Annotated in this window: 21 protein-coding genes; 8 read left to right on the top strand and 13 right to left on the bottom strand. The window is 74.4% G+C overall.

The genetic code is table 11. From position 1 onward, the window contains the following. Nucleotides 1-64: 64 nt before the first annotated feature. The 7 genes from QSK45_RS14600 to QSK45_RS14570 all read right to left on the bottom strand — a co-directional run bounded on the left by QSK45_RS14600 (nucleotide 65) and on the right by QSK45_RS14570 (nucleotide 7,705). Nucleotides 65-586, bottom strand: coding sequence for a hypothetical protein (locus QSK45_RS14600; RefSeq protein WP_285556813.1), 522 nt, complete (start codon nucleotides 584-586; stop codon nucleotides 65-67). Between the two features lie 215 nt (nucleotides 587-801). Further along, nucleotides 802-1,044, bottom strand: a complete 243-nt coding sequence (locus QSK45_RS14595) for a hypothetical protein (RefSeq protein ID WP_285556811.1) — start codon at nucleotides 1,042-1,044, stop codon at nucleotides 802-804. A gap of 150 nt (nucleotides 1,045-1,194) precedes the next feature. Further along, on the bottom strand, nucleotides 1,195-2,469 hold the full coding sequence (locus tag QSK45_RS14590; protein ID WP_285556809.1) for a hypothetical protein: 1,275 nt from the start codon (nucleotides 2,467-2,469) through the stop codon (nucleotides 1,195-1,197). A 79-nt stretch (nucleotides 2,470-2,548) separates the two neighbouring features. Then, a complete protein-coding gene (locus QSK45_RS14585) occupies nucleotides 2,549-3,046 on the bottom strand; it encodes a SigE family RNA polymerase sigma factor (RefSeq protein WP_285556807.1) in 498 nt (165 codons plus the stop codon). 313 nt (nucleotides 3,047-3,359) lie between these two features. After that, nucleotides 3,360-4,691 carry a vWA domain-containing protein gene (locus QSK45_RS14580; protein WP_285557098.1) on the bottom strand — a complete coding sequence of 444 codons (1,332 nt, stop codon included), beginning with the start codon at nucleotides 4,689-4,691 and terminating at the stop codon, nucleotides 3,360-3,362. A 38-nt stretch (nucleotides 4,692-4,729) separates the two neighbouring features. Beyond that, nucleotides 4,730-6,061, bottom strand: a complete 1,332-nt coding sequence (locus QSK45_RS14575; RefSeq protein WP_285556805.1) for an AAA family ATPase — start codon at nucleotides 6,059-6,061, stop codon at nucleotides 4,730-4,732. Nucleotides 6,062-6,226: 165 nt separating this feature from the next. Then, a complete protein-coding gene (locus tag QSK45_RS14570) occupies nucleotides 6,227-7,705 on the bottom strand; it encodes a hypothetical protein (protein ID WP_285556803.1) in 1,479 nt (492 codons plus the stop codon). 205 nt (nucleotides 7,706-7,910) lie between these two features. On the opposite strand from QSK45_RS14570, the gene QSK45_RS14565 reads away from it, so the two are divergent. Beyond that, nucleotides 7,911-8,492: a flavodoxin family protein gene (locus QSK45_RS14565; RefSeq protein WP_285556801.1), complete on the top strand. Its 582-nt coding sequence runs from the start codon at nucleotides 7,911-7,913 to the stop codon at nucleotides 8,490-8,492. 18 nt (nucleotides 8,493-8,510) lie between these two features. Here the strand turns inward: QSK45_RS14565 and QSK45_RS14560 are convergent, their stop codons facing one another. Then, nucleotides 8,511-9,638, bottom strand: a complete 1,128-nt coding sequence (locus QSK45_RS14560; protein WP_285556800.1) for an alkene reductase — start codon at nucleotides 9,636-9,638, stop codon at nucleotides 8,511-8,513. 64 nt (nucleotides 9,639-9,702) lie between these two features. Here QSK45_RS14560 and QSK45_RS14555 point away from each other — a divergent pair, with 64 nt between their 5' ends. Continuing rightward, nucleotides 9,703-10,116, top strand: a complete 414-nt coding sequence (locus QSK45_RS14555) for a MerR family transcriptional regulator (protein ID WP_285556799.1) — start codon at nucleotides 9,703-9,705, stop codon at nucleotides 10,114-10,116. A gap of 556 nt (nucleotides 10,117-10,672) precedes the next feature. On the opposite strand, the gene QSK45_RS14550 is transcribed toward QSK45_RS14555, so the two are convergent. Continuing rightward, the gene (locus QSK45_RS14550) at nucleotides 10,673-11,461 is read right to left on the bottom strand and encodes an Fpg/Nei family DNA glycosylase (protein WP_285556798.1); all 789 of its coding nucleotides are present in this window, start codon (nucleotides 11,459-11,461) and stop codon (nucleotides 10,673-10,675) included. Between the two features lie 459 nt (nucleotides 11,462-11,920). Between QSK45_RS14550 and QSK45_RS14545 the strand changes: the two genes are divergently transcribed. From QSK45_RS14545 to QSK45_RS14525, 5 genes are all read left to right on the top strand, one after another. Further along, nucleotides 11,921-12,259: a helix-turn-helix domain-containing protein gene (locus QSK45_RS14545; RefSeq protein WP_285556797.1), complete on the top strand. Its 339-nt coding sequence runs from the start codon at nucleotides 11,921-11,923 to the stop codon at nucleotides 12,257-12,259. A 230-nt stretch (nucleotides 12,260-12,489) separates the two neighbouring features. Next, nucleotides 12,490-12,693, top strand: coding sequence for a cold-shock protein (locus QSK45_RS14540; protein WP_005318814.1), 204 nt, complete (start codon nucleotides 12,490-12,492; stop codon nucleotides 12,691-12,693). A 239-nt stretch (nucleotides 12,694-12,932) separates the two neighbouring features. Then, nucleotides 12,933-14,516, top strand: coding sequence for a DEAD/DEAH box helicase (locus QSK45_RS14535; RefSeq protein ID WP_285556795.1), 1,584 nt, complete (start codon nucleotides 12,933-12,935; stop codon nucleotides 14,514-14,516). 211 nt (nucleotides 14,517-14,727) lie between these two features. Continuing rightward, nucleotides 14,728-15,192: a hypothetical protein gene (locus QSK45_RS14530; RefSeq protein WP_285556793.1), complete on the top strand. Its 465-nt coding sequence runs from the start codon at nucleotides 14,728-14,730 to the stop codon at nucleotides 15,190-15,192. A 7-nt stretch (nucleotides 15,193-15,199) separates the two neighbouring features. Beyond that, the gene (locus QSK45_RS14525) at nucleotides 15,200-18,682 is read left to right on the top strand and encodes a CHAT domain-containing protein (protein WP_285556791.1); all 3,483 of its coding nucleotides are present in this window, start codon (nucleotides 15,200-15,202) and stop codon (nucleotides 18,680-18,682) included. Between the two features lie 6 nt (nucleotides 18,683-18,688). On the opposite strand, the gene QSK45_RS14520 is transcribed toward QSK45_RS14525, so the two are convergent. Both QSK45_RS14520 and QSK45_RS14515 read right to left on the bottom strand, forming a co-directional pair. Next, on the bottom strand, nucleotides 18,689-19,834 hold the full coding sequence (locus QSK45_RS14520; RefSeq protein ID WP_285556789.1) for a hypothetical protein: 1,146 nt from the start codon (nucleotides 19,832-19,834) through the stop codon (nucleotides 18,689-18,691). Nucleotides 19,835-20,508: 674 nt separating this feature from the next. After that, nucleotides 20,509-20,946 carry a PPOX class F420-dependent oxidoreductase gene (locus QSK45_RS14515; protein ID WP_285556787.1) on the bottom strand — a complete coding sequence of 146 codons (438 nt, stop codon included), beginning with the start codon at nucleotides 20,944-20,946 and terminating at the stop codon, nucleotides 20,509-20,511. 318 nt (nucleotides 20,947-21,264) lie between these two features. Between QSK45_RS14515 and QSK45_RS14510 the strand changes: the two genes are divergently transcribed. Continuing rightward, nucleotides 21,265-24,297, top strand: a complete 3,033-nt coding sequence (locus tag QSK45_RS14510) for an AfsR/SARP family transcriptional regulator (RefSeq protein ID WP_285556785.1) — start codon at nucleotides 21,265-21,267, stop codon at nucleotides 24,295-24,297. A gap of 286 nt (nucleotides 24,298-24,583) precedes the next feature. Here the strand turns inward: QSK45_RS14510 and QSK45_RS14505 are convergent, their stop codons facing one another. Together QSK45_RS14505 and QSK45_RS14500 are read right to left on the bottom strand one after the other, a co-directional pair. Then, nucleotides 24,584-25,309: a hypothetical protein gene (locus QSK45_RS14505; RefSeq protein WP_285556783.1), complete on the bottom strand. Its 726-nt coding sequence runs from the start codon at nucleotides 25,307-25,309 to the stop codon at nucleotides 24,584-24,586. Nucleotides 25,310-25,506: 197 nt separating this feature from the next. Further along, nucleotides 25,507-26,289 (bottom strand): SDR family NAD(P)-dependent oxidoreductase, encoded by a 783-nt coding sequence (locus tag QSK45_RS14500; RefSeq protein WP_285556781.1) that lies wholly within the window; start codon nucleotides 26,287-26,289, stop codon nucleotides 25,507-25,509. Nucleotides 26,290-26,367: the final 78 nt, after the last annotated feature.

The raw sequence follows: 26,367 nt of genomic DNA, 5'->3' as shown, positions 1-26,367 counted from the left end.
CCGCGCCCTCTCAGCCGCTCCGGGCGCTCGTGCCGTCTCATGAGGGCCGGTGCCACCGTCACGATCACCGCGTGGCGGGGTCGCCGTAGTCGTCGAGAAGGGGGCTGTGGCGTTCGGTGAGGGGGCCGACGCCGAGATCCTCGCGCATGAGCTTGCGCATCCTGGCGGCCGCCGTGCCGCGCGCCTCCCAACGGGCGCGATCCTCCGGGCTGTTGACGGCGGTGCCGTCGACGTAGCCGGCGCAGATGCGCCGCAGGCAGTGGAACACGCTGTTGGATGCCTTGACGACCGGTTCGGGCGCGATGAGCCACATCCGTTCCGACGCCACGGCTATGCCCGAGTCCCGAAAGGCCTCGCGCAGCGCGAGCGCCCGCTCGTCGTCACGAGCGTGCTCCCGCTCGGCCAGGGCCCGCAGGGTCTCGCCGAGGACCTTCACGGCGGTGGTGTACTGCGTGTAGATGTCGAGCCGCAGCCGAAGGGCCTCTTTCGCGTCCTCGCGCTTCCACCGGTTGCGATCGGCGATGAGCGTGGCGACGATGCCGATCGCGGCCCCGGCCAGGGTGGAAAGCAGTGGCAACCAATCCATGCGGGCCAGCTTGGGCCATCCCGTGACGGCGGCGCCAGGCGCACCGGCCCGGACACCGCGCTCGCGCGTGTCCGGGCCGTTCGCCGCCGGGGTGCCTCAGGTACGGACCGTGAGGTAGAGCCGGCCGCTCCACGTGGTCAGGTTGGTGTCGTCCTTCGCGCTGTGCACGTACTGCGAGCGCACCCGGAACTTCTGGTTGACCGGGTTGGTGAGGCTCAGCTGGGCCGTCGAGGCGCTCTGCGCGTCGAGTCGGTCACCACGATGCCGGTCGAACCGGCGCCCTGGCTGAAGAAGATGTGCCGGTGGGCGGCGTCGACCAGCATGTGCGAGTAGTGGGACAGGGGCAGCGCCGCCGTGCTGTCGGCCCAGGCGGCGGGGCCGGTGAGACCGACGGTGGCCGTGGTCAGCCCGGCGAGGACCGATATCGCCGCGACGGCGGAGACCTGCTTGAGGCTCATGGAGCTCCTGTGGAAAAGGTGAGCAAGCAAGAGGGACGACAACTCCTGCCGCCGACGGGGGCCGTCCTCGCACCGACCGCCCCGGACCCGCCTGCCTCCCCCCACCGCCGCGTCGCCGTGCCCGCGCGGCCCGCTCGTCGTCCGTGCCGGTCAGTCGGCGACGAACTGCCGGTCGCGCGCGATGCTCTGGAGTTCGGCCATGCCCAGCGCCGGCCGGGGACGGGTGACCGGGCCGCTCTCCGCGTAGGAGTTGACCTCCTGGGCCACCACCCGGCGGCCGTCCGGGTACAGCACGTCGACCAGCCACACCTGGGCCGCGCCGCCCTTCTCCGACGGCCTCCGGACCTTCTTGATCCGCGTGCCGTCGGCCAGTGTCGTGGCCTCGCAGTGACCGGGGACGCCGGCGCAGCCCATGTGCCCGGCCAGGGCGGCGGTCATGCCGTACTGCGCGTCGGCCTCGACCATGCTCTTCCCGTGGCCGTCGTCGTACACCAACTGGACCATCCCGTCACCGGCGTTCACGTCGGAGACGGTCCCGGTCCGGGGCAGGTGGGACTTCAGCACCCTGGTCATCCGGGCGCCGGACACCCGCGGCTCGGCGGCGGAGGGGGACCCTTCGGCGGGGACCGGCAGCGCGCTGATCGCCTTGTTCCACGCCGGGCTGCGCACGATCGAGGTCAGCTGGGCGATGGACAGCAGCGGATCGGCCCCGCCGGACGAGCCCTTCTCGTCGCCCCCGCCGAACTCCTCCACCGTCAGCTGGACCCCGTCGGTCCTCGTGAGGACCACGTACCAGCGCTTCTGCCCGGTTTCGCTGCTCGGGTACGTGAAGGACCTGGTCGTGTTGAGCACCGCGCCCCCGGGGAGCCTCTCGGTCGTGCACGTGTCGTAGGGACGCACCTCCACCGGGAGGCAACCGCCGTTGCCCTGCTGGTCGCGGGGGATACCGGGGTCCAGCCGGGCGAGGGTGACGTCGATGCCGGAGGAACCCTCCGCGGTGGAGTAGGTGAGCTTGGCCATCGGCGAGACGAACGGCGGGCCCGCCTCGGACGCCCTGCCCGACGCCGCGGAGACGGTGCCGCCCGCGGGCAGCAGACCTTCGAGGGTGCGGACCATCTCCTCGCCGCTGACCGAGGAGGGCGTGCGCGAGGACGGCTGCCCGCCGGAGGCCGCCCGAGCGCCGGCCCGCACCTGGTCGCGGGTGCCGGCGCCGTGACCGCCGAAGGGGTCCGTGGCCATCAGGGTGCCGCCCACGGCCACCACCGTGGCGGCCGTGACGGCGATACGGGCGGTGGCGTACCACCGCATCCGGCGGCCCCGGGCGACGGACCGCCGCACCAGGTCGGCGGAGTGGGGCGGGAACTCCCCGGCGGCGCGGCGCATGGCGTGGGCCACCCGGGTCTCGAGGTCCTTGTCCAGGGACATGGGGGTTCCGTTCTCGTGGTGTTCGGGGCGTACGGGCGAGGTCGTGCGCGCGGTACCGGTCGTCGTCGGGGTCTGCTCGTCACGCGGCCAGGTCGGCGTGCTCGGCGCCGAGCAGCGCGCGCAGCCGTTGCAGGGCGCGCATGCTCCGGGCGCGGACGGCTCCCGGCGACAGCCTGAGGACCTGGGAGGTCTCCTCGACCGAGCGGTCCTCCCAGTAGCGGAGCACCAGCACCGCCCGGTCCTTGGCCGTCAGCCGGGCCAGACCGTCGAGCAGCGCCATCCGCAGCTCCGCGTCCGGGGCCGTCCCCGCCGCCTCGGGCAGCCGGTCGCTGGGGCGTTCCGTGGAACTGCGGCGGCGGCGCTGGGAGATGTAGGTGCGGACGAGCACCGTGTCGGCGTACGCCACCGGTGAGCCGGCACGGCTGATCCGCCGCCAGGAGCGGTACATCTTGGCGAGCGTCTCCTGGACCAGGTCCTCGGCGAGGTGCCAGTCGCCCGTGAGCATGCAGGCGGTCCGGAACAGCGGCCCGCTGCGGGCGACGGCGAACTCCAGGTAGTCCGCGGGTGCTTCCCCCACCGTGTTGGTCCTTTCGTGGTCGGACGTCTCCTCTTACACGCGGTGGGGGCGGGTGCGCGTTACACCTCGGCGGAGAGCGGGCAGGACAGGGCGGCGCGGCGGTGGTGCCGGGGGCGAGCGCGCGGGAGTCGGGCCCCCGCCCCCGCACGCTGCCTCCACGGCCGGCACCGGCACGGGCACCGTGGCGCCACCGGCGGCCGGTACCCCGGTCGCGGCCGTTCCGTTCGGCGGCGCGCTGTTCCTCGGCTTCCGCCGCCGCGGGCGGGGCCGGCCCGCGGCGGCTCCTCCCGGACGGGCCGCCGGCCGCTTCCGCTCAGCCGATGGTGACGACGCGCGCCCAGGACGGCGGGGCGTCCGGGACGTAGTCGGGGTCCTCCTCGTTCACGGCGCGGGCGGGGCGCGGGAAGAGGCCGACGACGGTACGGCAGGGCGGCTGCGCGGAGGGCCACGGTGTCTGGCCGTCGGTCAGGGCGACGATCACGTCCGGGCGGGGCCGGGAGCGCAGGGCCCGCGCGAAGCCGGAGCGCAGATCCGTGCCCCCGCCGCCGACCAGGGCGATGTTCTCGGCGCGGCACAGCGGTACGGCGACCCCGGCCGCCGCGTCGCAGGAGATCACCGAGACCAGGTCGCGCCGCCCGCCCACCGCCCGGGAGATCGCCGCCACTTCCAGCAGCGCGCCGCCCAGCTCGGCGTCGCTCACCGAGCCGGAGGTGTCGATCACGACGCAGACCCGGGGCGGCGTGCGGCGCAGGCTCGGCAGCAGCACCTCGGGGACGCCGGCCGAACGGCGGGACGGGCGCCGGTAGCTGTGGTTCTCGCCCACGCCCGGCGCGCCCGCCGCCGAGCGGACCGCCGCCCCGAGCAACTGCCGCCAGGGCTGCGGAGGATGGAACGCCTCGTCCGCCCACCGGCGCCACCCCTCGGGCGCGTCGCCCGGCCGGCCCTTGATCCCCTCCGCGACCCGGAACCGGACCGCGTCCCGCTCCTGTCCGCTCAGCCCGTGCGCGCCGTCGGGCCCCAGCTCCCACGGCCGGTGCCGCCCGTCGGCGCCGCTGCCGCAGTCCAGCCAGGCCAGGTCGCCGGTGAGCCCGGACATGGACGCCGTGCGCAGGTACTCCTCCATCAACAGCCCGGTGGGCAGCCGCAGCAGGGACGGCAGGACCGCGCCGGCGGGCATGGGCAGGCCGTCACCGTAGATGTCGTCGTTGATCTCGAAGTCGGCGGCGATGTTCTGCCGCAGCCGCTCCCGCCCTTCGGCCGCGGCGCCCCGTTCCCCCGCGCCGGGTTCCTCGTGTTCGCGCGCATACCGCTCGCTGCGCCCGTGGTGGTCCCGGAGCAGATGGGAGACCTCGTGCACCCACACGCCCGCCAGTTCCTCCACCGGGGTGCGCGCCACGAAGCCGGGCGAGACGTAGCAGCGCCAGTGCGCGTCCACCGCCATCGTCGGGACCGACCTGTCCTCCACGACGTGCAGGGCGAACAGGGCGGCGGCGAGGTAGGGGCGGACCCGCACGGCGTGGAGCCGGGCGGCGAGCAGCTTCTCCCGGTCCAGGCGGAGTGCCGGTCGCGCGCCCGGTGCGCCGGGGGCGGCCGGCGGCTTCGCAACGGTGGCCCGCACCGGGCGCGGGGGCGGGGGCGGCCCCATCGGGCGGGGCAGGGGACGGCCGGTGGGCCCCGGCCCCGTCACCGGCACGTCCCCGTCGCGGGGGCGGGGGCGGCCGGCCCGGTCGGCTGGGCTCGCTGCCCCGGCCGGGCCGGCTCGGAGGTGCCCGTCGCCGTCGCCCGTCTCACCGAACGGTCCGCCCGTTGCGCGAGGCCGATCACCGTGGCCAGCCGTTCCACCGCCTCCGGCACCTCCCAGTCGTCGCGGCGCAGCGCGGCCAGCGCCGTCGCCGGGGCGACCAGCAGGTCGGGGGCGCCGGTCTCCAGCGCCCGCACCAGTACCGCCCAGCCCGCCTCCCACCGCTCGCGCCGGGGCCGCGCGCCGACGGCGGCCACCACCGCCTCCAGCGCGGCCTGCCGCAGGTCACCCCGCTCCGGCAGCTCGGCGCGGGCCGGGTCCGCCAGCAGCGACTCCGGGTCCGGCAGGTCCATCCGGTCGAGGTGGGCGAGGAATTCGAACCCCGGCCCGTCCCCCACCGCGCCCCGCACGAGCAGGGCCAGCACGTCCTGGGAGACGCCGGCCGCCGTGCCGAAGGCCAGCAGCGTCAGCGCGGCCTCCCAGCTGCGCGGCGAGGGCCAGGCGCCGCCGCGCCGGGTCTCGGTGCTCGGCAGCCGGTGGATCAGCGTGGGCCTGGCCTCCAGGAACCCGCACACCGCGCGCCGCGCGAACGCCACCGCCTCCGGCAGCCGCTCCGGCACCAGCCGGGGCAGCTCCGCCCGGGGCCAGACCCCGCCGAGGCCGCGCACCACCACCTCCCGGTCGTGCACCCAGTACAGATGCACGAACCGGTTGGCCAGCGGCGGGCTCAGCTCCCAGCCGTCCGCCGCCGACGCGCGAGGATTGGCCGCGGCTACGATCCGTACCCCGGGCGGCAGTCGGAGCGCGCCGACCCTCCGCTCCAGGACGACCCGCAGCAGCGCGGCCTGCACGGCCGGGGTGGCGGTGGAGAGTTCGTCCAGGAAGAGCAGCCCCCGGCCGGCCCGTACCAGCTCCACGGCCCACTGCGGCGGCGCCATCGGCACGCCCTGCACCGCGGGGTCGTCGCCCACGATGGGCAGCCCGGAGAAGTCGGACGGCTCGTGCACGCTCGCGATCACGGTGGTCAGCGGCAGGTCGAGGGAGGCGGCGAGCTGCGTCAGGGCGGCGGTCTTGCCGATGCCCGGCTCGCCCCACAGCAGCACGGGCAGGTCGGCCGCGACGGCCAGGGTGAGGGCTTCGAGCTGGTCGTCGGGGCGGGGTTCGGTGGTGGTCGTGCGAAGGAGGGCCAACAGGTCGTCGGCCACGGCGAGTCGGGGTCCTGCCTCGGACGCGGCGACCGGGGTGGCGATTCGCGCGAGGGTGCTGGTGGTCATGGGCATCACCTGGGGTGGGAGAGGGGACGGGGGCGGCCCGTGCCGGAGGTCGAAGTGGCGCGCGGTGCGCGGTCCCGGGGTTTCGTCGGGAGCGGCGGTCGGCAGTCCGGCGCAGGCGGGGAAGGAAGGGAAGAGGGAGGGAAGGAGGGGAAGGACTGGGGCGGGTCAGCGCTGGCCGGTGCGGGGGCGGCTCCGGCCGCCCCGTTTGCTGCGCATCGCGGCGGGGACGCGACGGTCCAGCCGCGGGCGGTGGCCCTTCGTGCGCCCGGCTGCCGAGGCGCTCCCCGCCGTACCGGCGGCAGGGTGCACGGCGACCAGTCCCGAGCGGAAGAGCCCGTGGTCGATGCGGCGGGCGGCCGCCGACTCCAGTTCCTCCCTGAGCGGTCCGTCGCGCAGCACCGCGTCGGGACCGAGCAGCCCCTCGACCACGGCCAGCGCTCCGGCGACATCACCGTGGCGGAGCCGCTCCCGGACGGCGGGCAGCGCCTCGGGGTTGCGGTGCACGGCGTCGATCGCCCGCAGGCACGGCAGCGCGGGGCCGCCGAGCGCCACGAGGAGTTCCTCGCGGCGCAGTTCGGCCGGGGAGTGGTCGACCGCCGTGAGCACGCCGTTCCGCAGCGCGATCCGGTGGATCTCGCCGCGGCATTCCACGCGGTGCGGGTCCTGGTGTCCGGGGACGGGGTGGAGCACCGACGCGGGATCGGCCGCCGCGCATGCCGGACCGGCCGCCGTCAGCGCCCCGGCGACGAGCGGGTGCAGTCGCCCGGCCGTGACCAGCCCCGCCCGCAGCAGCTCCAGATCCGGCAGGAGCCGGGCCGCGGCCTCCGGGAGCACCGGGAGCGCGGCGACTTCCTGTGGCGGCAGGGTGTCCCGCAGCGGCCGGAGCGTCGGGGCATGGCTGTCGTCGGGGGCGGTGAGGTCGAGTACGACGCGGCTGCGCGCACCGAGCCGTACCGTGAAGGGCCCGCGAGGGCGCCCCTCGGCACGCAGGAGCAGTTCCGCCTCGGCGGCCCAGTTGGCCACCGCCCATGGCGGGTCGAGGAGGCCGGTGGGCTGCTCGCAGTGGCCCTGTGGACCGGGCGGCGGATCGGCCGGTGCCCCCAACATCCCGCTCCGCCAGGCCAGTTCACCGCTGCGCGCGGCGTCCCACAGATGCCGGTGCAGGTCGAGCCGGAAGCGTCGCTCGGGATGCGGGTGCGGGTGGTGTCCGGGGGCGCCGTCGCCGGGTCCCTCCCACAGGGCGAGGGACATCCGCTGCCCCGCGTCCGCCCAGGCCGGCGGTGTCCGCACCACCAGCCGCACGGGCACGGTGTCGTGACCGCCGTACTGCGCGAGGGAGAGGGTGAGGCCGGGCCGCAGGCGGCCGTCGGGGGCGATCCGGGGCATGTGCCAGCGGAGCAGGTCGGGCGCGAGCCGGCGCAGGTCAGCGCGGAGGCGGGTGCCGACCTCGGTGCCGTGGCGGTCGCGCACGGCGCGCAGATCGAGATCGACGTCGATCCGGGCGGCGGCGCAGGCCCCCGCCCAGTCGCCGACCGCACGGCGCGCGGTCGCGGTCTCGATCATGGACGGTGGCACGGCGTACTCACGCACGCGCTGCCACATCGACAGGTGGGGCGGAATGTCGTTCGCGACGTGTGGTGCCATCAGCACTCACCTTGCGCGAACGATTCCCCCAATCCGCAGAAGGAGAAGGTCTTCATCGCGAGCATCATAAGCACGGCGATGCCGCGCTGTCAGTCGCGTTGTGCCGTGCGGACACGAGGTCGGCGCGTCCGGGGCCGGCCGGAAATACCGTGCCACCGAAGCCGGTTGCAGGGGCGGACCCAGCCGCACCGTCCCGGGAGCCCGCGTGAACCGTTCGTTCCTCTTCCTGCTGGCCAGCGCCCGACCGGGCGGCAACAGCGAGCAGTTGGCCCGTCTGGCGGCCGAGCAGCTGCCGGCCGCGACCGAGCGGCGCTGGCTGGACCTGGCGGAGCTGCGGCTGCCCGACTACGTCGACACGCGGCACGCCGAGGAGCCCTGGCCGGAGCAGGAGAACGAGGAGGCGCTGCGGCGGGCGACGCTCGCCGCCACCGACATCGTGATCGTCTCCCCGCTGTACTGGTACTCCCTCTCGTCGAGCGCCAAGCGCTACCTCGACTACTGGTCGAAGTGGTTGTCCGTCCCGGACCCGGGGTTCAGGGCGGCGATGGCGGGGCGCTCCCTGTGGGGTGTGACGGCGATGGCGCACCGCGAAGAGGCCGTGGCCCGGCCGCTGGTGCTCACCCTGCACCACACCGCCGCCTACATGGGGATGGACTTCGGCGGCGTGCTCCTCGGCAACGGCACCCGGCCGGGGCAGGTACTGGACGACGAGCGGGCGGTCGTACGGGCCAAGACCTTCTTCACGCGCGAGGCCCGGCCGGCCCGGTTCCCGGACCCGGTGGAGTGATCCGCGCGGGCACGCCGGTCAGGTGCGCGCGAAGGCGGGCGAGCGGGTGGCGGCCAGGGTGGGGTAGTCCGTGTAACCGGTCTCCCCGCCGGTGTACATCGCGTACTCGTCCCGCACCTGGTTCAGCGGGGCGCCGACGCGCAGCCGTTCGACCAGGTCGGGATTGGCGAGGAAGGCGCGGCCGAGCGCGATCAGGTCGGCACCCGCGGCGAGCAGGCGCCGGCCCGCGTGCCCGCCGCCGTCGGCGGGGAGCGGGCCGCCCCAGCCGAGCGCGGGGTTGGCGATCAGCGTGCCCGGCCAGACCTCGCGGAGGTCGTGGAAGAGGGGCCGGCCGGGGTCGGCGAACACGATGTGCAGATAGGCGAGTCGGGCGTCGGCGAGGGCTTCGGCCAGTGCCGGGTAGAGGGTGTCCGTGTCCCCCTCCTCGATGCCGTTGACCGTATTGCCGGGGGAGACGCGCAGGCCCACCCGCTCGGGGCCGATCGCGGCGGCGACCGCCCGCACCACTTCCACCGCGAACCGGATCCGCCCGGCGACCGAGCCGCCGTACGCGTCGGTGCGGTGGTTGGTGTTCGCCGCCAGGAACTGGTGCAGCAGATGGCCGTTGGCGGCGTGCACCTCGACCCCCTCGAAGCCCGCCTCGACGGCGTTGCGCGCGGCCGCGGCGAAGTCGGCGACGGTGGACTCGATGTCGGCGGTCGTCATCTCGCGCGGCACGACGGAGGTACGGCGGCCGCTCGGGGTGTGGATCGTCTCGGGGAGCGCGACGGGCGAGGGGGCGAGGGGGATCAGCCCGCTGGTGTCGGGGTGGCCGACGCGACCGCCGTGCTGCAGTTGCAGGAACATCCGGCCGCCCGCGGCACGCACCGCGTCGGTGACCCGGCGCCAGCCGGCCACATGGTCCCGGCCGTGGATGGCGGGGATGTTGGGGTACGTCTGCCCCACCGCGTTCGGCGTGGTGGCCTCGGCGATGATCAGCCCGGCGGACGCCCGCTGCGCGTAGTAGGTGGCCATGATCGGTTCGGGGACGCCGTCCGCCGCGGCGCGATTGCGGGTCAGGGGCGCCATGACCAGCCGGTTCGGCAGGTCCAGGCGGCCCACTCGGGCGGGCTCGAAGAGGCTGGATTCAGCGGCTGTGCTCGTCATGGCCGTACGGTAGAAGTTGACACCGGTGTCAGGTTCAAGCCCGCTCCGGGATACGAGGTGAGGGATGCGGATCGGTGAACTGGCCCGGCGCAGCGGGGTGAGCGAGCGGTCGCTGCGCTACTACGAGGACCAGGGGCTGCTGGTCTCCGAGCGCAGTCCCGGGGGCCACCGGAACTTCGGGGACTGGGCCGTCGACCGCGTCATCCGCATCCAGGCGCTGTACGCCGCCGGTCTGAACAGCGCGACCATCGGGCGGCTGCTCCCCTGCATGCGGGACGCGGACGGCGGCCCGAACGAGTTCGCCACCGGGCGACTGGTCGACGAACTCACCGCGGAGCGCGCCCGCATCGACCGCCTGATCGCCGACCTGTCCCTCTCCCGGGAGATCCTTGACGAGACGATCGCGGCGGCCTCGGCCGGCCTGTCGGACCCCGCGCCTCACCTGCCTGCCGGCCGGCCCCCGGCCCCCCGGGCCTGATCGCCTGATACGGCCGGGCGCACCGGGCGGCGCGGCGGACCCGGGCGAGCCGGACGGAGTGGACGGGCGGACCGGCCGGACGCGGCGGACCGGGCCGACGATCCGACGGCGGTGCACAGCAGCGCCCAGAAGGACCAGCCCGCGGCGAACCCGGCCCAGGGCCCGATCGCCCGCGACCGACCAGGCGAACTAGGCGGACCGGGCCGACGGCGGGCCAGGCGAACCCGACGGACGAAGCGGACCAGGCAGACGCGACCGACCGGGCAGACCAGGCGGACCGGGCAGATCGGGCGGACACGGCAGACCGGACGGAGACGGACCGGGCGGACCGGGCGGACCGGCAGTTCCCGTATCGGTGTCCGCGTCGGCCGGAGAGGCGAAGAGCTTGGTGCCGGGGTGGCGGGCCGGCCGGTGCCGGGATGGCGGGCCGGCCGGTGCCGGCCGGGTGAGCGGGCGGACGGCCCGGGTCCGGCTGCCGTCGGACGTCGGACGTCGGACGTCGGACATCGGACATCGGACGGCAGGGTGTTCTGGGCCGGGGACGTGGCGGCGCGGGTCAGTCGTCGTCCGGCTGGCACCGCGGGCACCACACCGTCCCCCGGCCCCCCATGCGCGTCCGGCGTAGGTGCGTGCCGCAGCGGGGGCACGCCGGGTCGGGGTCGTCGCGGTGGCCGGTGAGCCAGGAGGGGCGGGGCGGGACGCGGCCCGCGGTGACGGCGGGGCGGAGGGTGCGGCCCAACTGGACGTGGAGGCGGCGCAGTTCGGCCGGGGTGAGGTCGCGGGCCCGGCGGTCGGGGCGCAGTCCGGCGCGCCACAGGATCTCGTCGGCGAGCAGGTTGCCGAGGCCGGCGAGGACGGACTGGTCGGTGAGGGTGGTCTTGAGGGCGCCACGGCGGGCGCGGAGGGCGGTCTCGAAGTCGTCGCGGGTGACGGTCAGCGCGTCGGGACCCAGGCGCGCGAGCAGCCGGTCGACGTCGAGGTCGTCGTGCGCCAGCCACAGGCCGCGGAGTTTGCGCTGGTCGCGGTAGCGCAGCTGACGGCCGTCGTCCAGGGTGAACAGGACGCGGTCATGGGCCTCGACCGCGTCGCCGGGACCGGCGGGGAGCAGGAGGCCGGTCATGCCGAAGTGCAGCAGGACGGTGGGGCCGTCGGTGCGGGCCAGCAGCCACTTGCCGTGCCGCTCCGGCTCGGCGAACCGCCGCCCCTCCAGCGCGTCGCGCAGTCCGCGCGTGCCGACACCGTGCAGGACGCCCGTGTCGCGCACGTCGACGCGGCGTACCACCCGCCCCTTCGCGCAGGACGCGAGGACCCGGCGGAATCCCTCGACGTCCGGCAGCTCAGGCATGGCGGAGGTCCTCGCGCGCGACGGGGACGCCGAGGTCCACGGCAGCCTCCTCGATACCGGCCGGCCCCCGGCTCACCCCTTCCCGCCGACGCCGCCGGCACCACCGCCGCGAGGTTCCCCTCCACCCGTTCGGCGACGTCCGCGCGGCCCGGGGCGTGGGCCGGGCGCCGAGGAGGCGGGCGGCGGCCCCGGGCCGGTCGGGCCGGCCCCGGGACGGAAACCTCTCGACGACACCACGGCGACGGGGGGAAGACGCCGAGGTGACGAGGGTCATCGGACCGGGTCCGCTCCGTGGTCGGGGCCGCCACCGCTTCTTCGCGCGCCGTGCTCGGCAATCTGTCACGGCCGGGACACATCTCCGCGTCCGGCGGCATTAATGTGGTCACACGAGGCGGACGGCGCCGGATCCGCGGACGCGGGCGCCGGACTCCTCGCCGTAGTCCCCGGAACGAAGGTGTCATGCCCGCTGAGAACGCCCCTGGCGCCGGCAACCTCGACGACGACGATTACCCCGCCTACACGATGGGGCGGGCCGCCGCCGCCCTCGGTATCACCCCCGCCTTCCTCCGGGCCGTGGGCGGGACCGGCCTGATCACGCCCCTGCGTTCGGAGGGCGGCCACCGCCGGTACTCCCGCCGCCAGCTGCGCATCGCCGCCCGCGCCCGCGAGCTGGTCGACCAGGGCACTCCGGTCGAGGCCGCGTGCCGCATCGTCGCCCTGGAGGACCAGCTCGAGGACGCCCTGCGGCTGAACCGGGAGATGCGCCGGGAGCTGGACGGGCGTGACGCGAATACCTAGTTCCGCCGGTGCAGAATTACCGGGCGCCACGGATGAGAATTGGCCGGACGGCCGGAAAAGCGCATGGGCACGGCCAACCGACATGTGTTAGCGTGATAGGCGTTGCAGTTTTGGTTGCCAGAGAATTTTTTCTTTGCAGAGCTTTCCGGATCTTTCCGGAGGGGTGATCACAGCGGCGACTCGACTTCGCGGAGCGCGGAGTCCGGCACTGCCCCCCAAGGGAGATTCACATGGCAACTGGCACCGTGAAGTGGTTCAACTCGGAAAAGGGTTTCGGCTTCATCGAGCAGGACGGCGGCGGCGCTGACGTCTTCGCCCACTACTCGAACATCGCCACCTCCGGCTTCCGTGAGCTTCAGGAAGGCCAGAAGGTCACCTTCGACGTCACGCAGGGCCAGAAGGGCCCGCAGGCCGAGAACATCCTTCCCGCCTGACGCTGACGCGCATCGTCGCGAACCACGTGGTTCGCGCATCATGAGGCTGGGACCCGCGCTCTCGGGGTGCGGGTCCCAGCTCATTGCTTTTTCCGGGTCCCCATATTTCCCTGGACCGCTCCAGCGCCGAGAGGGACCCGACTCTTCACCATTTATTCGGCTCATTCTTGCGAATCCTCACGCGGTGGGCACCGCCGGACGGAATTCCTCGATACGCCGCATCGAGGAGGGTTCCCCCCATGAACCGCACCCGTCGTACCGGGTCCGCTTCCACTGATCCCCGCGCCGCCCGGAGGTACCCGCGTTCCCGTCCGGGAGCCGGCCGCAAGACCGGCCAGGGCGCCCGGCCCGCCGAGCGCCGGCAGGAGTTCGCCCTGCCGGCCACCGTCACCGAGCCGCTGCCCGCGGTCGAGTCGTTCGCCGAGCTCGACATGCCCGAGCGGCTGTCGACCGCGCTCGTCAACGAGGGCATGACCGTGCCCTTCCCCATCCAGGCGGCCACCCTGCCGAACACGCTCGCGGGCCGGGACGTCCTGGGCCGGGGCCGCACCGGCTCGGGCAAGACGCTCGCCTTCGGCCTGCCGGTGCTGGCCCGGCTGGAGGGCCAGCGGGCCCAGCCCAAGCAGCCGCTCGCGCTGGTCCTCGTACCGACCCGGGAGCTGGCCCAGCAGGTCACCGACTCGCTCGCGCCGTACGCCCGCGCCCTGCACGTGCGCTTCGCCACCGTCGTGGGCGGCGTGTCGATCGGCCGCCAGACGAGCGCCCTGCGCGCCGGCGCCGAGGTCGTCGTCGCGACGCCCGGCCGGCTCAAGGACCTGATCGACCGCGGCGCCTGCCGTCTCGACCATGTCGCCGTCACGGTCCTGGACGAGGCCGACCAGATGGCCGACATGGGCTTCATGCCGCAGGTGACCGCGCTGCTCGACCAGGTCCCGGCCCGCGGGCAGCGGATGCTGTTCTCGGCCACCCTGGACCGCAACATCGACCTCCTGGTCCGGCGTTACCTGCACGACCCCGTCGTGCACTCGGTCGACCCGTCGGCCGGGGCGGTCACCACGATGGAGCACCACCTGCTGCACGTGCGGGACACGGAGAAGCACACCGCCGCCACCGAGATCGCCGCCCGCGACGGGCGGGTGATCATGTTCCTGGACACCAAGCACGCGGTGGACCGGCTGGCCAAGCACCTGCTGTCCGTCGGGGTGCGCGCCGCGGCCCTGCACGGCGGCAAGACCCAGCCGCAGCGCGACCGGACGCTGGCACAGTTCAAGAACGGGCACGTCACGGCCCTGGTGGCGACCAACGTCGCCGCGCGCGGCATCCACGTCGAGGGCCTCGACCTCGTCGTGAACGTCGACCCGCCCGCCGACCACAAGGACTACCTGCACCGCGGCGGCCGCACCGCGCGCGCGGGCGAGTCCGGCACCGTCGTCACCCTCGTGCTGCCGCACCAGCGGCGCGCGATGGACCGGCTGATGGCCGACGCCGCCATCACCCCGCTCACCGCACGGGTGCGCCCCGGCGAGGAGGAGTTCCAGCGCATCACCGGCGCGAGGACGCCCTCCGGCACGCCGGTCGTCCTCGCGGCCCCGGCCGAGGAACGACGCGGGTCCGGCGAGGGGTCCACCGGCCGGCGCCGCAGGGGCCGGGGCGGGCGCGGTGGCGCGGCCGGGCAGAGCGCCGGCCGCGGCGGGGCGAGCGGTCAGGGTGCCGCCGCGGGCCGCGGTGCCGGCGGCGGTGGCGGCCAGGGTGCCGCCGTCCGCGGCGGGAGCGGCCGGGCGGGCGCCCAGGTCCGCCGGGCCCCCCGGAGGAACAACCCGTAGCCCGGACACGGGGACAGGCTTCTCACGGCCGGTACGAGCCCCCGCTCGTACCGGCCGTCCGTGTCGTCGCGTCCGCCGCGGAGTCACCGGCCCGGCGGAACGGGGCCGACGACGGGCCCGCGCCGTACGGGAACCGGACACTCCGGCGTCCCGGGTGGCGAGTCGTCCGTACCCGGCCCCGCGCCGCACCGTGGACGGGCAGACTTGGGTCATGTCGCAGCGAGACGAGTTGGTACGGGAGATTCGTGCGCTCTCCGACGCGGAGGCCGCGCGGGCGCTGACGGTGCTGATGGAGGACCGGGGGCTGCTGTCCTCGGCCAGGGAACTGGGCCCGCTCGACGGCGAGTTGGCGGACGCCCTGAAGGCGGCCGGGGTCACGCCCGGCGCCGACGGGGGTGCCGGTGAGGTCGCGCGGGCGGCGCTGGAGTACGCCGCGCTGCGAGGGGACGGTGTCGTCGGGGAGGCCGTGGAGTACGCGCGGTCGCCGATGGAGCGGTTCGATCCCGTGTCCGTCTCCGTGGGGGTGCTGGCCGTCACGCTGTTGCAGACCGAGGTGGTGGTCGAGCGGGACCCGCGGGGGCGGTGGAGCGTGACCGTGCACAAGCGGGCGCTGAAGGACGCGGCGCTCGGGCGGCTGCTGACGGCGCTGCTGTCCCATCTCACCGACGGCAAGTAGGCCGGCGGTGGCCGTCTCCACGAGGGCGCCGTACGCGTGGCGCTGCGAGCGGTGCGAACGGGAGTGCCGGGCGCCGGTGTGGCGTGTCGTGGACAGCCGTGAGCGGGGCGACGTCCTGGAGAGTCCCGGCGGGCCGGACGGGTACCGGGACGGGCTGTGCTGGGTGGACTGCCCCGACTGCGGGACGCGGGAGCACATCGAGGCGCCGGTGCTGGTGCTGCGGGCCGGGGCAGTCGTGCCGTCGCTGTTCGCCACCTCCGTCGCGGAGCTTCGGCGGGATGCCACGGCGAGCGCGGCCGCCCTCGTGGAGGAGGCACGGCTCGCCGGGGCCTTCACCAGCGGGCGGTTCGGCGGGAACGTGGTAGCACTGCCGCGCCGCCTGCTGCCGTTCGCGCTGAGCCGTGACGTGGAGAGGGACCTGGCCGATCCCGAGGCGGCGTGCGCGCAGTTGACGTCGTACGGGGCGCCCACGGTGGGCAACTACCGGGTCTTCCTGGAGAACGTGGCCGTCGAACTGGCGGACGCCGGTGTCGGGAAGCTGCTGTACGCCGTCACCGTGACCATGCCGGACCGGCTCGCCGAGCTGGTCCGGGCGCATCCCCGGCTCACCGAGGGCACCCTGGTGCGGGACGCGGCGGCCGAGGAGCTGCGCGAGGTGGCCGGCACCCCGCTGGAGGCGCCGCTGCGGCTGCGGCAGCGGTTGCTGGAGGATCTGTGCGGCGGGCGCGTGCCCGTGGACACGGCCATCGAGCGGTACGCCGGTTCGCTGGCCGGCTTCGGGGAGGGGCTGCGGGCCCGGCTGCACACGATGTACGACCGGGTACGGGGCGCGCGGGACCCGGAGACCGTCCCGCTCGCACGGGAAGCGCTCGAACTCGCCGGGCAGGTCGGCGAGACGGACATGGAGACGGAACTCGCCGCCCGGCTCGGCGCGTTGCTGGCCGGCACCCTGCACACGGCGCACCCGGCCGATCCCGCCGAAGCGGTGCGCGTGCTCCGACTCGCCCTGGACCGGCTGCCGGAGGGCTCCCTCCAGTGGGCCGAGGTCGCGGCCAACCTGGCCTCCGTTCACCACGTGCGCGGCGACGGCGACCGCGTCGAGCGCTGGGAAGCGGCCCGCGACCTGCTCGCCCGCGCCGCCGCCGCGGTGGACCGCCGCACCCACCGGGAGTTATGGGCCCGGGTGCAGACCGACTACGGGCTGGTGCTCGGCCAACGTCCGGGCGGCGGACCCGACGACCTCGCCCTCGGCATCGCACACGTCCGGGCCGGACTGGACGAGCGCTCCCCCCGGCGCAACCGCGTCGACTGGTCCTTCTCCCTGATCAACCTCGGGTTCCTCCTGTTCCGGCGCGGCGGACCGGACGACCTGCGGCAGGCCGAGCGGTGCTACCGGGACGCCCTCGGCCGACTGCGTCCGGACGACGACCCGGTCCTGTGGGCGCAGCTCCAGTGCAACCTGGCCGACCTGCTGCTGCGCTCCGAGCACGACACCTTCGACCCGGTGGGCGCCCGTGCCGCGGCGAACGCCGTCGTCGCCCTCGACGCCGCGCGTCCGGGGCTCCTCGACACCAGCCGCGCCCTCTGGCTCCTGGCCCGCGCCGCCGATCTGCTCGACGGTCCGGGGGGCGCCGAGGGCGTACGGCTGCGGCGCGCGGCGCTGACCGCCGTACCGCCGCGCGTCTCTCCGCCCCTGCACCTGTCCATCGCCCGGGAGACGGTCGGCGCACTCGCCGACGCCGGGGACTGGGACGGCGCGGCCGACGTGGCGGCGGACATGCTGACCGCCGTCCACGCGCTCTACGACGCCCAGGTCACCGCCGCCGCCCGCCGCGGCGTGCTCCTGGCCACCCGCGGTACCGCCCGCCAGGCCGCCTTCCTGCTGGCCCGCGCGGGGCGCCCGGAACGCGCGGTCGAGGCGATCGAACGGGGGCTCGCCCGCGAGTTGTCGGTGCTGACCGGGCGGGACACGGTGGATCTGGAGGCACTGGAGCGCGTCGACCCGCTGCTGACCCGCCGGTACCGCGAGGCACGGGAGCGGTACCGGGTGGTGGTCGGCGAGGTGGAGGACGTGGGCGGCGGCGCCGAGGCGGGGCCGGGCACCGGCCCGGCGCGGGCGGGAGCCGTCCCCGCAGGGCTCGATGCCCTGCCGGGAGCGGGCGGCGCCCCCCGCCAAGGACCCGGCGGCTCGGCGGAAACGGGCGCCGCCCCCGGCAGAAGCGTCGACGTCCCGGCGGGAGTCCGGGCCGCTGCCGAGCGGGATGTGCGGGCCGTGGTCGAGGAGATCCGGGCGATCCCCGGGTTCGAGGGGTTCCTGCGGACGACCGAGGTGGCGGATGTCGTGCGGGCCGCCGGCGGGATGCCGCTCGCCTACCTGGTGAACTCGCCCTGGGGCAGCTGCGTCCTCGTGGTTCCGCGGGACCCGCGGGCCGGCGTGCGTGCCGTTCTCGTCCCCGAGGTGACCAGTACCTCGATCGTCCAGCTCCTGACGCTGGACCTGGAGGCCCGCGAGGCGGGGCTCTTCGTCGTCCAGCAGGCCGGTGCGCTCAAGCGGCGCCGCGAGCTGCCGCGGGCGGTGGACCGGTTGCGGCGGCTCGCTCCGTTGCTGCGGCCCCTCGCCGGGCTGCTGGCGGAGGATCCCGGGCACGAGGTGGTCGTCGTACCGACCGGGCTGCTGGGGCATGTGCCGTTGCAGGCCGTGCCCGTGGGACCGGAGGGTGAACTGCTCGACGACCTGGGTACGTTGACGCTCGCGCCGGCGGCCGGCGTGTACGCCGCCTCGCGTGCCGCCGCCGCGCGACCGGTGCCGCCCGTGCCGCGGCTGGTCGCCGTGTCGGACCCCGATGGCTCGTTGCCGGGCGCGCGGAGTGAACTCGACGAGATCCGCGCGCTGTTCGAGCGGGGTGGAGAGACCGTGTCCGCGGTGGGGGCCGACGCCACGGTCGGGTGGCTGCTGGCGCACCTCGGCGAGGCGTCGTACCTGCATCTGAGCTGCCACGGGAGCGCGGAACGCGTCGGCGCGGGGGCCTCGCTGGCACTCGCCGACGGCCCACTGGACCTCGACACACTCGTACGGAACCGGCTCCCGGGCTGCCGGCTGGTGGTGGCGGGCGCCTGTCAGTCCGGGCGGTACGAGATCATCGACGCGCCCGACGAGTTCACCGGGCTGCCGGGCGGCTTCCTCCAGGCCGGGGCCGCGTGTGTGATCACCAGCCTCTGGCAGGTGAACGACCTCGCGACCGCGCTGCTCATGACCCGTCTGTACGAGCTGCTCGCCCCCGGCACGCCCGGCGAACCGCCCGTGGCCGCGCTGCGCCGGGCCCGGACCTGGCTGCGGCGGCTGACGTGGGACGGCCTCGCGCGGTACACCGAGGCCCATCCGCACCTCGCGGCGTTGGCCGGACGGTACGCCCGGCCGGGGGGCGACGCCGACGCGTGCCCCTTCGCCTCGCCCGTCCACTGGGCGGCGTTCACGGCGTGGGGGGTGTGAGCGGGGTCAGCCCCGGTAGATCGGGCCGATCCGGTCGAGCGTGAAGTGGGCGTCGGGGCCGATCGGCACCTGCGGCGCCCTGACCTCCATGAGGGTGTAGCGGCCGCCGGCCAGACCGGACACGATGACCGTGGCGGCCGAGGAGACCTCCCGCCCCTCGGCGCAGCTGGGCTGGCAGACCACCTCGGAGACGATGCCCTGCGCGGTCGCCGTGGCGCTGCCCCAGTCGGTCCAGACCAGGTCGTGCAGCATGGCCTTCCCGTCCCCGCAGAACAGCAGGAACGAGACGGGCTCGGACAGGGGCTTGCCCTCGCAGTCGTGGATCGCGCCGGTCTGCCTGGTCCGCTGCGGGGTGGGAGGGGGCGGTGCCTGGCTGGTGGGCGTCGCGGGTTCCGGGGAGGGGTCCTGCTCCTCGCTCGGCTCCTCCTGCGGGGTCGTCCGCTGCTGCGGTGTGTCCTCCCGCGTCGGCTCGAACCGGGTCGGCTCGCCGGTCACAGGGGCGTCCGCGGTACGGGTGCCGCCGTCGCGGCCCGGCACCAGGAGCAGCAGCGCCGTGACGACCACGCCGACGAGGACCGCGGCCACGACCACGAGGGCGAGCCGGGCACCGGAGAGGCCGCGCGGCGGCGCCTCGACCGGGGTGTCCGACGGCGGGACGGTGTCGCCGGGAGCCTCCCCGGGGGTGAACGGCTCGTCCACCTCGACCGTCCAGACGGGCGGCTCGGGCGTCAACGACGTGATGAGCGACAGGAGTTGAGCCGGCGTCGCCCGCTGCTCCGGGTCCTCGGCCAGACACACGGCGACCACCTGCCGCAGCCGCACCGGCAGTCTGCCGACGTCGGGCCGCAGGCCGCTGACGCCGGTGTACGCCGTGACCAGCAGCATCCCCAGGGCGACCATGTCGGCCGAGGGCGCGGACGACCCACCGCCGCGCTCCGGCGCGTTACCGGTCAGCCGGGGCCCGCTCCGCGTCAGCAGCACGTTCCCGGCCCGCACGTCCCCGTGCGCCCTCCCGGCCCGGTGCAGCACCGTCAGCGCACCGGCCAGCCCCGCCGCGATCCACAGCACCGCGTCCTCCGGCAGCCCGCCGGCCGCGCCGACGACCTCCGCGAGCGAGGGCGCGGGTCCGGCGGCGCCGGCGTCCTCGCGCACCAACTCCCCACCGCTCCGCGCGCCCGGCTCCCCCGGCCCACCCCCTGCCGGTTCACTCCCCGGACCGCTCCCTGTCGAACGCCTCATCCCGTCCCCCATGACCAGAAAGAAGTTTCAGGACGAGTCTGACCAAAACCGACCCGGGCTACAAGGACTTGGACACCAACGGGTACCGCTCTTCGGCTCGACGGGGCCCGCGCGTGGTGGTCGTCGGGGCCGGCCGGCCGAAGATCCGTCGGCGTGCGGCGCCGAGGCGAACACGGCGGGACTCCCGGCGACGGCCGACCGAGGATCACGGCCGCGCGCCGCGCACGAGTGGCGCGGAGCCCGCGGCCGCCGCCCGGCCCCCGGTCCGAACCCCCGCCCGCGCGTCGGGCCGTCCCGACCCGGCGCACCCGGACCGACGCGGGGGAGGCGGTCGCACGGCTGAAGCGGCACGGCACCGGCGAACCGCCGTACCCACGGCCGGGCGGGGCGGCGCGGACGTACGTCGGACCGGACGCCGAGGTCGGCTACGCCGTGGCGGTTCGTCCGCCCGGCGCCGACGTCAGCCGGGGTCCACTCACCCGGTGACGCGCCCTGGTGTCCGCCTCGGTCGTGTGCCGCCCCGTCTCTTCCAGCCGCTTCCGGCCCGCCCGCTCCCGCCGTCACGGCCTACGGACGGCCCATCGCTCTCACGAGGGAATGATCCCCGCCCGGAACGGCTCCACCCCGACGACGTGCCGCACCTTCTCCGGCTCCACCAGCACGTGCACCCGCCGCTCCCCCTCGATCAGCCACGGGTAGACGTCCAGGCCCAGGTACTTGCGGGCCAGCCGGTCCATGCCGCGTTCGGCCTCGTCGCCCTCCACGAGGCGTACCGCGCGGCCGGAGATCTGGACGCGGTCGTAGGGGTTCCCGGTGTCGGCGTGGGACAGGTGCACGCGGGGATCGTGGCGGAGGTTCTCCTCCTTGATCCGGCCGACCGAGGTGTTGAAGACGACCAGTCCGTCCTCCAGGCCCACCCACATCGGCGTCACATGCGGCGCGCCGTCCGGCGTCACCGTGGCCACGAACCAGAAGTTCGTCCCCTCCAGCCGCTCCCGTACCCGCTCGGTCAACTCCGCCGCCAAGGCCGTTCCCTTCCCTGCTCGTCCCCGCTCGGCCACTGTGGCACGGAAGCCGTCCGACCGAGCCTCGGGTTCCGGGAAGGTCGTGTGAAGACCGCCGGCGGGCCGCACGCGTCCGATTCCCGCCACGCCGCGCGGCCCCGGAGGCCGTCCGCCGGCCCCCTCTCGGCAGAACGCCCAGCCCCGGGCCGCGAGCCGGTGGGAACACCTTGTTAATCGGTCAAATTCAGCATCGAGCGGTACGCGCGTAGCGTGCGTCGCCGGGGTCGTGACACCCTCGTAGGCCCGGCCAGTACAGGTCCTACCGGCGGGAGGACTCTGGTGGAGTTGGAGATACGGCTCTCAGGATCGGTCGAGGTGCGCGTCGACGGGCGGGCCGGGAAGACGGGGCCCACCAAGACGAGGCTCGCCCTCGCCTCGCTGGCCTGGGACGCGGGACGGCCCGTGAGCGTCGACAGCCTGGTCCACCGGATCTGGGACGACCATCCGCCGGCCACGGCCCGGGAAACGCTGCACGCCCATGTCTCGCGGGTGCGCCGGGCCCTGCGCGCGGCCGACCCGGACGCGCCGGCCCTCGTCAGCCGGACGAACTCGTACGTGCTGCACGTGGACCCCGACCGCGTGGACCTGCGGGCCTACACCAGCTGCGTCGAGCAGGCCCGTGCGCTCAAGGGGAGCGACGACGGCGCGGCCCTGCGGCTGCTGGAGCGGGCGGACACCCACTGGCACGGCGAGCCGCTCGCCGGGATCTCCGGGTCCTGGCCCGATCACCTGCGCGCCACGGTGGGCGAGACGAGCCTCGTCGCCGCCATGACGCGCGCCGAACTCCTCATGAACGCCGGGAGGTTCGCCGAGGCGGTGCCCGTCCTCGCGCCCCTGGTGGACGACCACCCCGTGGACGAGGCACTGGTCGGGCTGCTGGCCGTCGCGCTGCACGGCGGCGGTCGTACGGCCGAGGCGACCAAGCTGCTGCACCGCACCCGGCAGCGCGTCATCCGGGACATCGGCCTGGACGGCGGCCGGCGGCTCCACCGCATCCAGGAGGGGATCCTCGCCGGTGCGTCGGCCGGCGCGCTCCACGGGCACGGCCCCCGCGCCACGCCCGCCGCCCGGCCGGCGCGGCCCGTGCCGGACAACCTGCCGCGGGACGTGCCCTGGATCGGCCGCCGCGAGGAACTGCGGCGGCTCTCCTCGGCCCTGTGCGAGAGCGGGGACGAGGCCGGTGCCGTGGTGACCGTCGAGGGGATGGGGGGCGTGGGCAAGACGGGCATCGTGGTGCACTTGGCGCACCGGCTGGCGGACCGGTACCCGGACGGCCGGTGTTTCGTACGGCTCGCCGGCCAGGCGCCGGGGCGGGCGCTGACCACGCTGCTGCGGGTGCTCGGCCCGCGGGGCGCGGAGCTGCCCCAGGACGTCGAGGAACTCACCGCCCTGTGGCGTTCGCTGGCGCGGGACAAGCGGATGCTGGTGATCCTCGACGACGCCGTGTCCTCGGAGCAGGTACGGCGGCTGCTCCCCGGGTCCTCGCCGACCGCCGTCGTCGTGACCAGCCGCCGCCGGCTCACCGGGCTGCCCGGCGCGCGGTCGGTGTCGCTCGATGTGCTGCCCCCTGACGACGCGGTCGCCCTCTTCCTACGGCGGCTCGGCCCGAGCGGGCGGGCCGACAAGAGTGACCGAGCCGGTATCTCCGACATCGTGCGGGTCTGCGGGTACCTGCCGCTCGCCATCGAGATCGCGGCGAGCCGGCTGCTCGCCAGGTCGTCGTGGACCGCCGCCGACCTGCTGCGGCAGCTGACCGCCGGATCCGGTGGACTGGACGAACTGCGCGACGGGGAACGGACATTGGAGCATGTGTTCGCCCTCTCCTATCGTGCGCTGAACGCCGAACAACAGCTGGTCTTCCGGCGGATCAGCCTGCACAGCGGAATGGAGTTCGGGTCGCACGCGGTGGCGGCGCTGACGGGTCTCTCCCTCGCCGCGACGGAACGGGCCCTGGAGCAGCTTCACACCCGGCATTTGATCGCCGAACCGACTCCGCACCGGTTCACCATGCACGATCTGCTGCGCAGGTACGCGCGTTCACTGAGCGATCCGGAACACACGCAGTCGCAGGCCGCGATGTCCCGGCTGGCGAAGTTCTATATGGGAGCGGCGGATCGCGCCGACCGTCTAGTACATCCCTACCGATCCCGCATGAGCCTGGACTCCGGCGATTTCATCATGCTGCCGGAGATCGACGACGTACACGCCGCCGAACAATGGCTGACCACGGAAAGCGGGAACCTCTCGGACACCCTGGAGTGGATCAGCCGGCACGGATCGGAGCGTCAACTCGCGTTGTGTGTTCATGTGTTGACGGGACTCCTCGACATGCGCGGTCATCTGGCCACGGCCGAACCGCTGCTGCAGCGGGCCGTCGACCACTGGGCCGCCGCCCAGGACCGGGAGGCGCGGGCGCGGGCGCTGCTCGACCTCGGCGTGGCGCGCGGCCATCACTCCCGCTACGAAGAGGCGATCTCGGCCGCACGAGAGGCACTGGAGTTGGCGCGGGACCTCGGCGACACCGAACTGGAGATCGAGTGCGTCAACCAGATGTGCATCCCGTTGTGGCAGACGGGCCAGTACAGAATGATGCAGTCCCTGCAAGAACAGATCCTGGATTCCCTGCTGCAAACAGGTGATTCCCTCCAGATCGCCCGCAGTTACAACGTCCTGGGAGTCACCCACCTCCACCTGTCGGAAATCGACTCGGCGCGGGATTACTTCAACTCCGCACTGGCCGAATTCACCGCCATAAATAATGAGCGCGGAATCTTCAGCACACTGAACAACATGGCCGAACTCGCCACGAGAACGGGAGACCCGAAGGCCGCCGAGCAGGCTTACCGAAAAGCCATTTCCCTGGCGTTGCGAAGGTCCGACAGAAGGGAACTCGCAACGCTCCGGATGAACCTGGCCAACGCACTCATCAGCCTGGGGAACACAACGGAAGCACTCACGCTCGCACACCACAGCCTGGACTATTTCCGAACCGTCGGCGACCGGCGCAGAGAGGCCATCGCCCTCAACCGGATCGGCCGGGCGCACCAGGCCGCCGGCCGCAGTGAGCAGGCCATACCGTTGCACATCGCCGCACTCACCCTGGCCCGGGGCATCAACGCCGCGGGCGAGGTGGTCGACGCGGCCCACGACGCGGCGCTGGCCCACCGGGACACCGGGCGCATGGCCCAGGCTCTGGCATATGCCAGCGAAAGTTTCAAAATGAGTATGCGAATCGGCGCCCACGCGGAAGCGGCACGTGCCTCGCAGACCCTTGCCGCCTTGCGCACCACTCCGCGGACATCGACAGGGTGACCAGCCCTTTCGTTCATCACGCAGGAATATTTGGACTTGGGGCCCCAGTGGCGCTAGAAATAGCGCAGACGCGATCTTGGGCGATTGACGGTCGAACCCCGATGCCCGTACGCGCGAGTCGCAGTGTCCCCAGCACAAGGAAGCGCAGTCCGTGAAAAAGATTCCTCTTTACGTGACCATGACATGCATGCTCTTTCTGATAGCGAACCACCTGCCGTCGGTGCTTCCTTATTCCTGAGCATCGGCACGGGTCACACGGGCCGCCCTCCCCCACCAGGGCGGCCCCTCACACCCGCACCAACTCCAGCCGCCCCGGGTCCACTTCCATCCGCAGCGGCGCCCGCACCTCCCGTACCGGGGTGCCGTCCATGTCCAGGCGGTGCGCGCCCCACGCCCGTTCGAAGCGCAGCCGCCGTACCCGCCGTACGCCGAAGGACTCGCCCCGCACCTCCAGCAGCCCCGAGCCCGTCACCGTGACGCTGAGGCGCCGGCCCCCCGGCATGGTGATCTTCTCGTTGTCGAGGATGAGGCGGACCGGGCCGGGGTCCGGGTTGAGGGCAACCAACTCGGCGCGGTCCAGGGCTAGTTCGAAACCCCGGCCGGCGAGGTGGATACCGATGACGTCCTTGCGGCGGGCCGTCCCCGGTACCCCCTCACAACGGTCGGTCAGCAAGGGGAGGCGCCATAACGCCGCCGCCCGCATCGCCTGCTCCGGCCGCACCCCCGGCGTGTGCGCGAGCAGGCCCACCGTCCGGGAGGGCAGGCCGTGGCGGGCGCCGCCGCGCTCGCCGGGTTCCGGCACCGGGCTCAACTCCGTGCTGGAGACGCCCCGTTCGGCCAGTCGGGAGCGCAGGGTGCCCGCGCGTTCGCGGTCGGACTGGTGGCGGCTGCGGACGACGCCGAGGGTGGAACGCGTCGCGGGGAGGGTCGCGACCACCCGTACGGCGGCGGTCAGCAGACGCTCGACACCCAGCGGAGGACGGTGGGTCGGAGGCGAGGTCGAGGGCAGCATGCGGCTCCTTGCGCGCTCGGGACGGAACGCACGCGGCCTTCTCCACGGCTCGGCCCACGGCGGCACCCGGTCGTTCAACCTCTAACGTAGTGCGAGAACGCGGCCGGTGTGAAGCTGCCCCAAGAGCGGGTGAACCCGGGCCGACCCCCCTGTGTCGACCCCGTGTCGAGGGGCTTTCCGGGCCCTCCCCGTACGGCTCACGCCGCGATGACCGCCACCCCCGTCCGGCCCCCGTCGACGTCCACCACCGTCCCGTGCGCGAACGCCGCCTCGTCGCTCGCCAGCCACACCACGGCCCGCGCGATCGCCTCCGGCGTCCCGACGGCACCCGCCGGAGTCCCCTTCATCATGACCTCGCCCGGATGCGGCTCGGTGCCCGCCGGGGACGGCGGCAGGACCACGCCCGGCGACACCGCGTTCACCCGCACGCCGCGCGGCCCGAACTCCGCGGCCCACGCGCGGGTCAGCGTCTCCATCGCGCCCTTGGTCGAGCTGTAGAGCGCGCCGAGGGGGACGCCGAGGCGGGCGATCCAGGAACCGAGGTTGACGATCGCCCCGCCGCCGGCCCGCGCCATCCGCGGGGCGAGGGCGGCGGTGAGGAAGAAGGGTGCCTTGACGTTCACGCCGTAGACCTGGTCGAACGTCTTCCCGTCGGTGCCGGCGGTGTCGTGGCCCGGATAGACGCCGGCGTTGTTGACCAGGATGTCGATCCGTCCGCCCAGGGCCGCGACGGCCCGCTCGGCCAGGTCGCGGGACGCCTCCGGGCTCCCGTCGAGGTCCGCCGCCAGGAAGTCGGCCCGGCCCCCGGCCGCGCGGATGCCCTCGACCACCTCCGCGCCCCTGCCCCGGTCGCGGCCGGAGACGACCACATGGGCGCCCTCGGCCGCGAACGCCTCCGCGATCGCCCGCCCGATGTTGCTGGTGGAGCCCGTGACCAGCGCGGCCTTGCCGGACAGCCGCCCGCTCGTGGTGTCGGTCATGACGCGATCTCCTTGTCTCGCCGTGTGCCGCCCACTGTGCGCCGCCAAAAATGGACCAGCAAGTCCAAAATCGCGCTA

The organism is Streptomyces hygroscopicus subsp. hygroscopicus (genome assembly GCF_030269125.1).
Classification (GTDB): Bacteria; Actinomycetota; Actinomycetes; order Streptomycetales; family Streptomycetaceae; genus Streptomyces; species Streptomyces hygroscopicus_C.
The sequence above is the reverse complement of the archived record's forward strand: the minus strand, read 5'-3'. Positions and strand labels throughout refer to the sequence as shown.

Bases quoted from the DNA above. Each gene is read 5' to 3' on its own strand.
- QSK45_RS14570 (WP_285556803.1), bottom strand. From the start codon at position 7,705: ATGGCACCACACGTCGCGAACGACATTCCGCCCCACCTGTCGATGTGG.
- QSK45_RS14545 (WP_285556797.1), top strand. From the start codon at position 11,921: ATGCCCGCTGAGAACGCCCCTGGCGCCGGCAACCTCGACGACGACGAT.
- QSK45_RS14535 (WP_285556795.1), top strand. From the start codon at position 12,933: ATGAACCGCACCCGTCGTACCGGGTCCGCTTCCACTGATCCCCGCGCC.
- QSK45_RS14555 (WP_285556799.1), top strand. From the start codon at position 9,703: ATGCGGATCGGTGAACTGGCCCGGCGCAGCGGGGTGAGCGAGCGGTCG.
- QSK45_RS14550 (WP_285556798.1), bottom strand. From the start codon at position 11,461: ATGCCTGAGCTGCCGGACGTCGAGGGATTCCGCCGGGTCCTCGCGTCC.
- QSK45_RS14580 (WP_285557098.1), bottom strand. From the start codon at position 4,691: ATGGGGCCGCCCCCGCCCCCGCGCCCGGTGCGGGCCACCGTTGCGAAG.
- QSK45_RS14505 (WP_285556783.1), bottom strand. From the start codon at position 25,309: ATGCTGCCCTCGACCTCGCCTCCGACCCACCGTCCTCCGCTGGGTGTC.
- QSK45_RS14530 (WP_285556793.1), top strand. From the start codon at position 14,728: ATGTCGCAGCGAGACGAGTTGGTACGGGAGATTCGTGCGCTCTCCGAC.
- QSK45_RS14560 (WP_285556800.1), bottom strand. From the start codon at position 9,638: ATGACGAGCACAGCCGCTGAATCCAGCCTCTTCGAGCCCGCCCGAGTG.
- QSK45_RS14575 (WP_285556805.1), bottom strand. From the start codon at position 6,061: ATGACCACCAGCACCCTCGCGCGAATCGCCACCCCGGTCGCCGCGTCC.
- QSK45_RS14540 (WP_005318814.1), top strand. From the start codon at position 12,490: ATGGCAACTGGCACCGTGAAGTGGTTCAACTCGGAAAAGGGTTTCGGC.
- QSK45_RS14600 (WP_285556813.1), bottom strand. From the start codon at position 586: ATGGATTGGTTGCCACTGCTTTCCACCCTGGCCGGGGCCGCGATCGGC.
- QSK45_RS14595 (WP_285556811.1), bottom strand. From the start codon at position 1,044: ATGAGCCTCAAGCAGGTCTCCGCCGTCGCGGCGATATCGGTCCTCGCC.
- QSK45_RS14590 (WP_285556809.1), bottom strand. From the start codon at position 2,469: ATGTCCCTGGACAAGGACCTCGAGACCCGGGTGGCCCACGCCATGCGC.
- QSK45_RS14500 (WP_285556781.1), bottom strand. From the start codon at position 26,289: ATGACCGACACCACGAGCGGGCGGCTGTCCGGCAAGGCCGCGCTGGTC.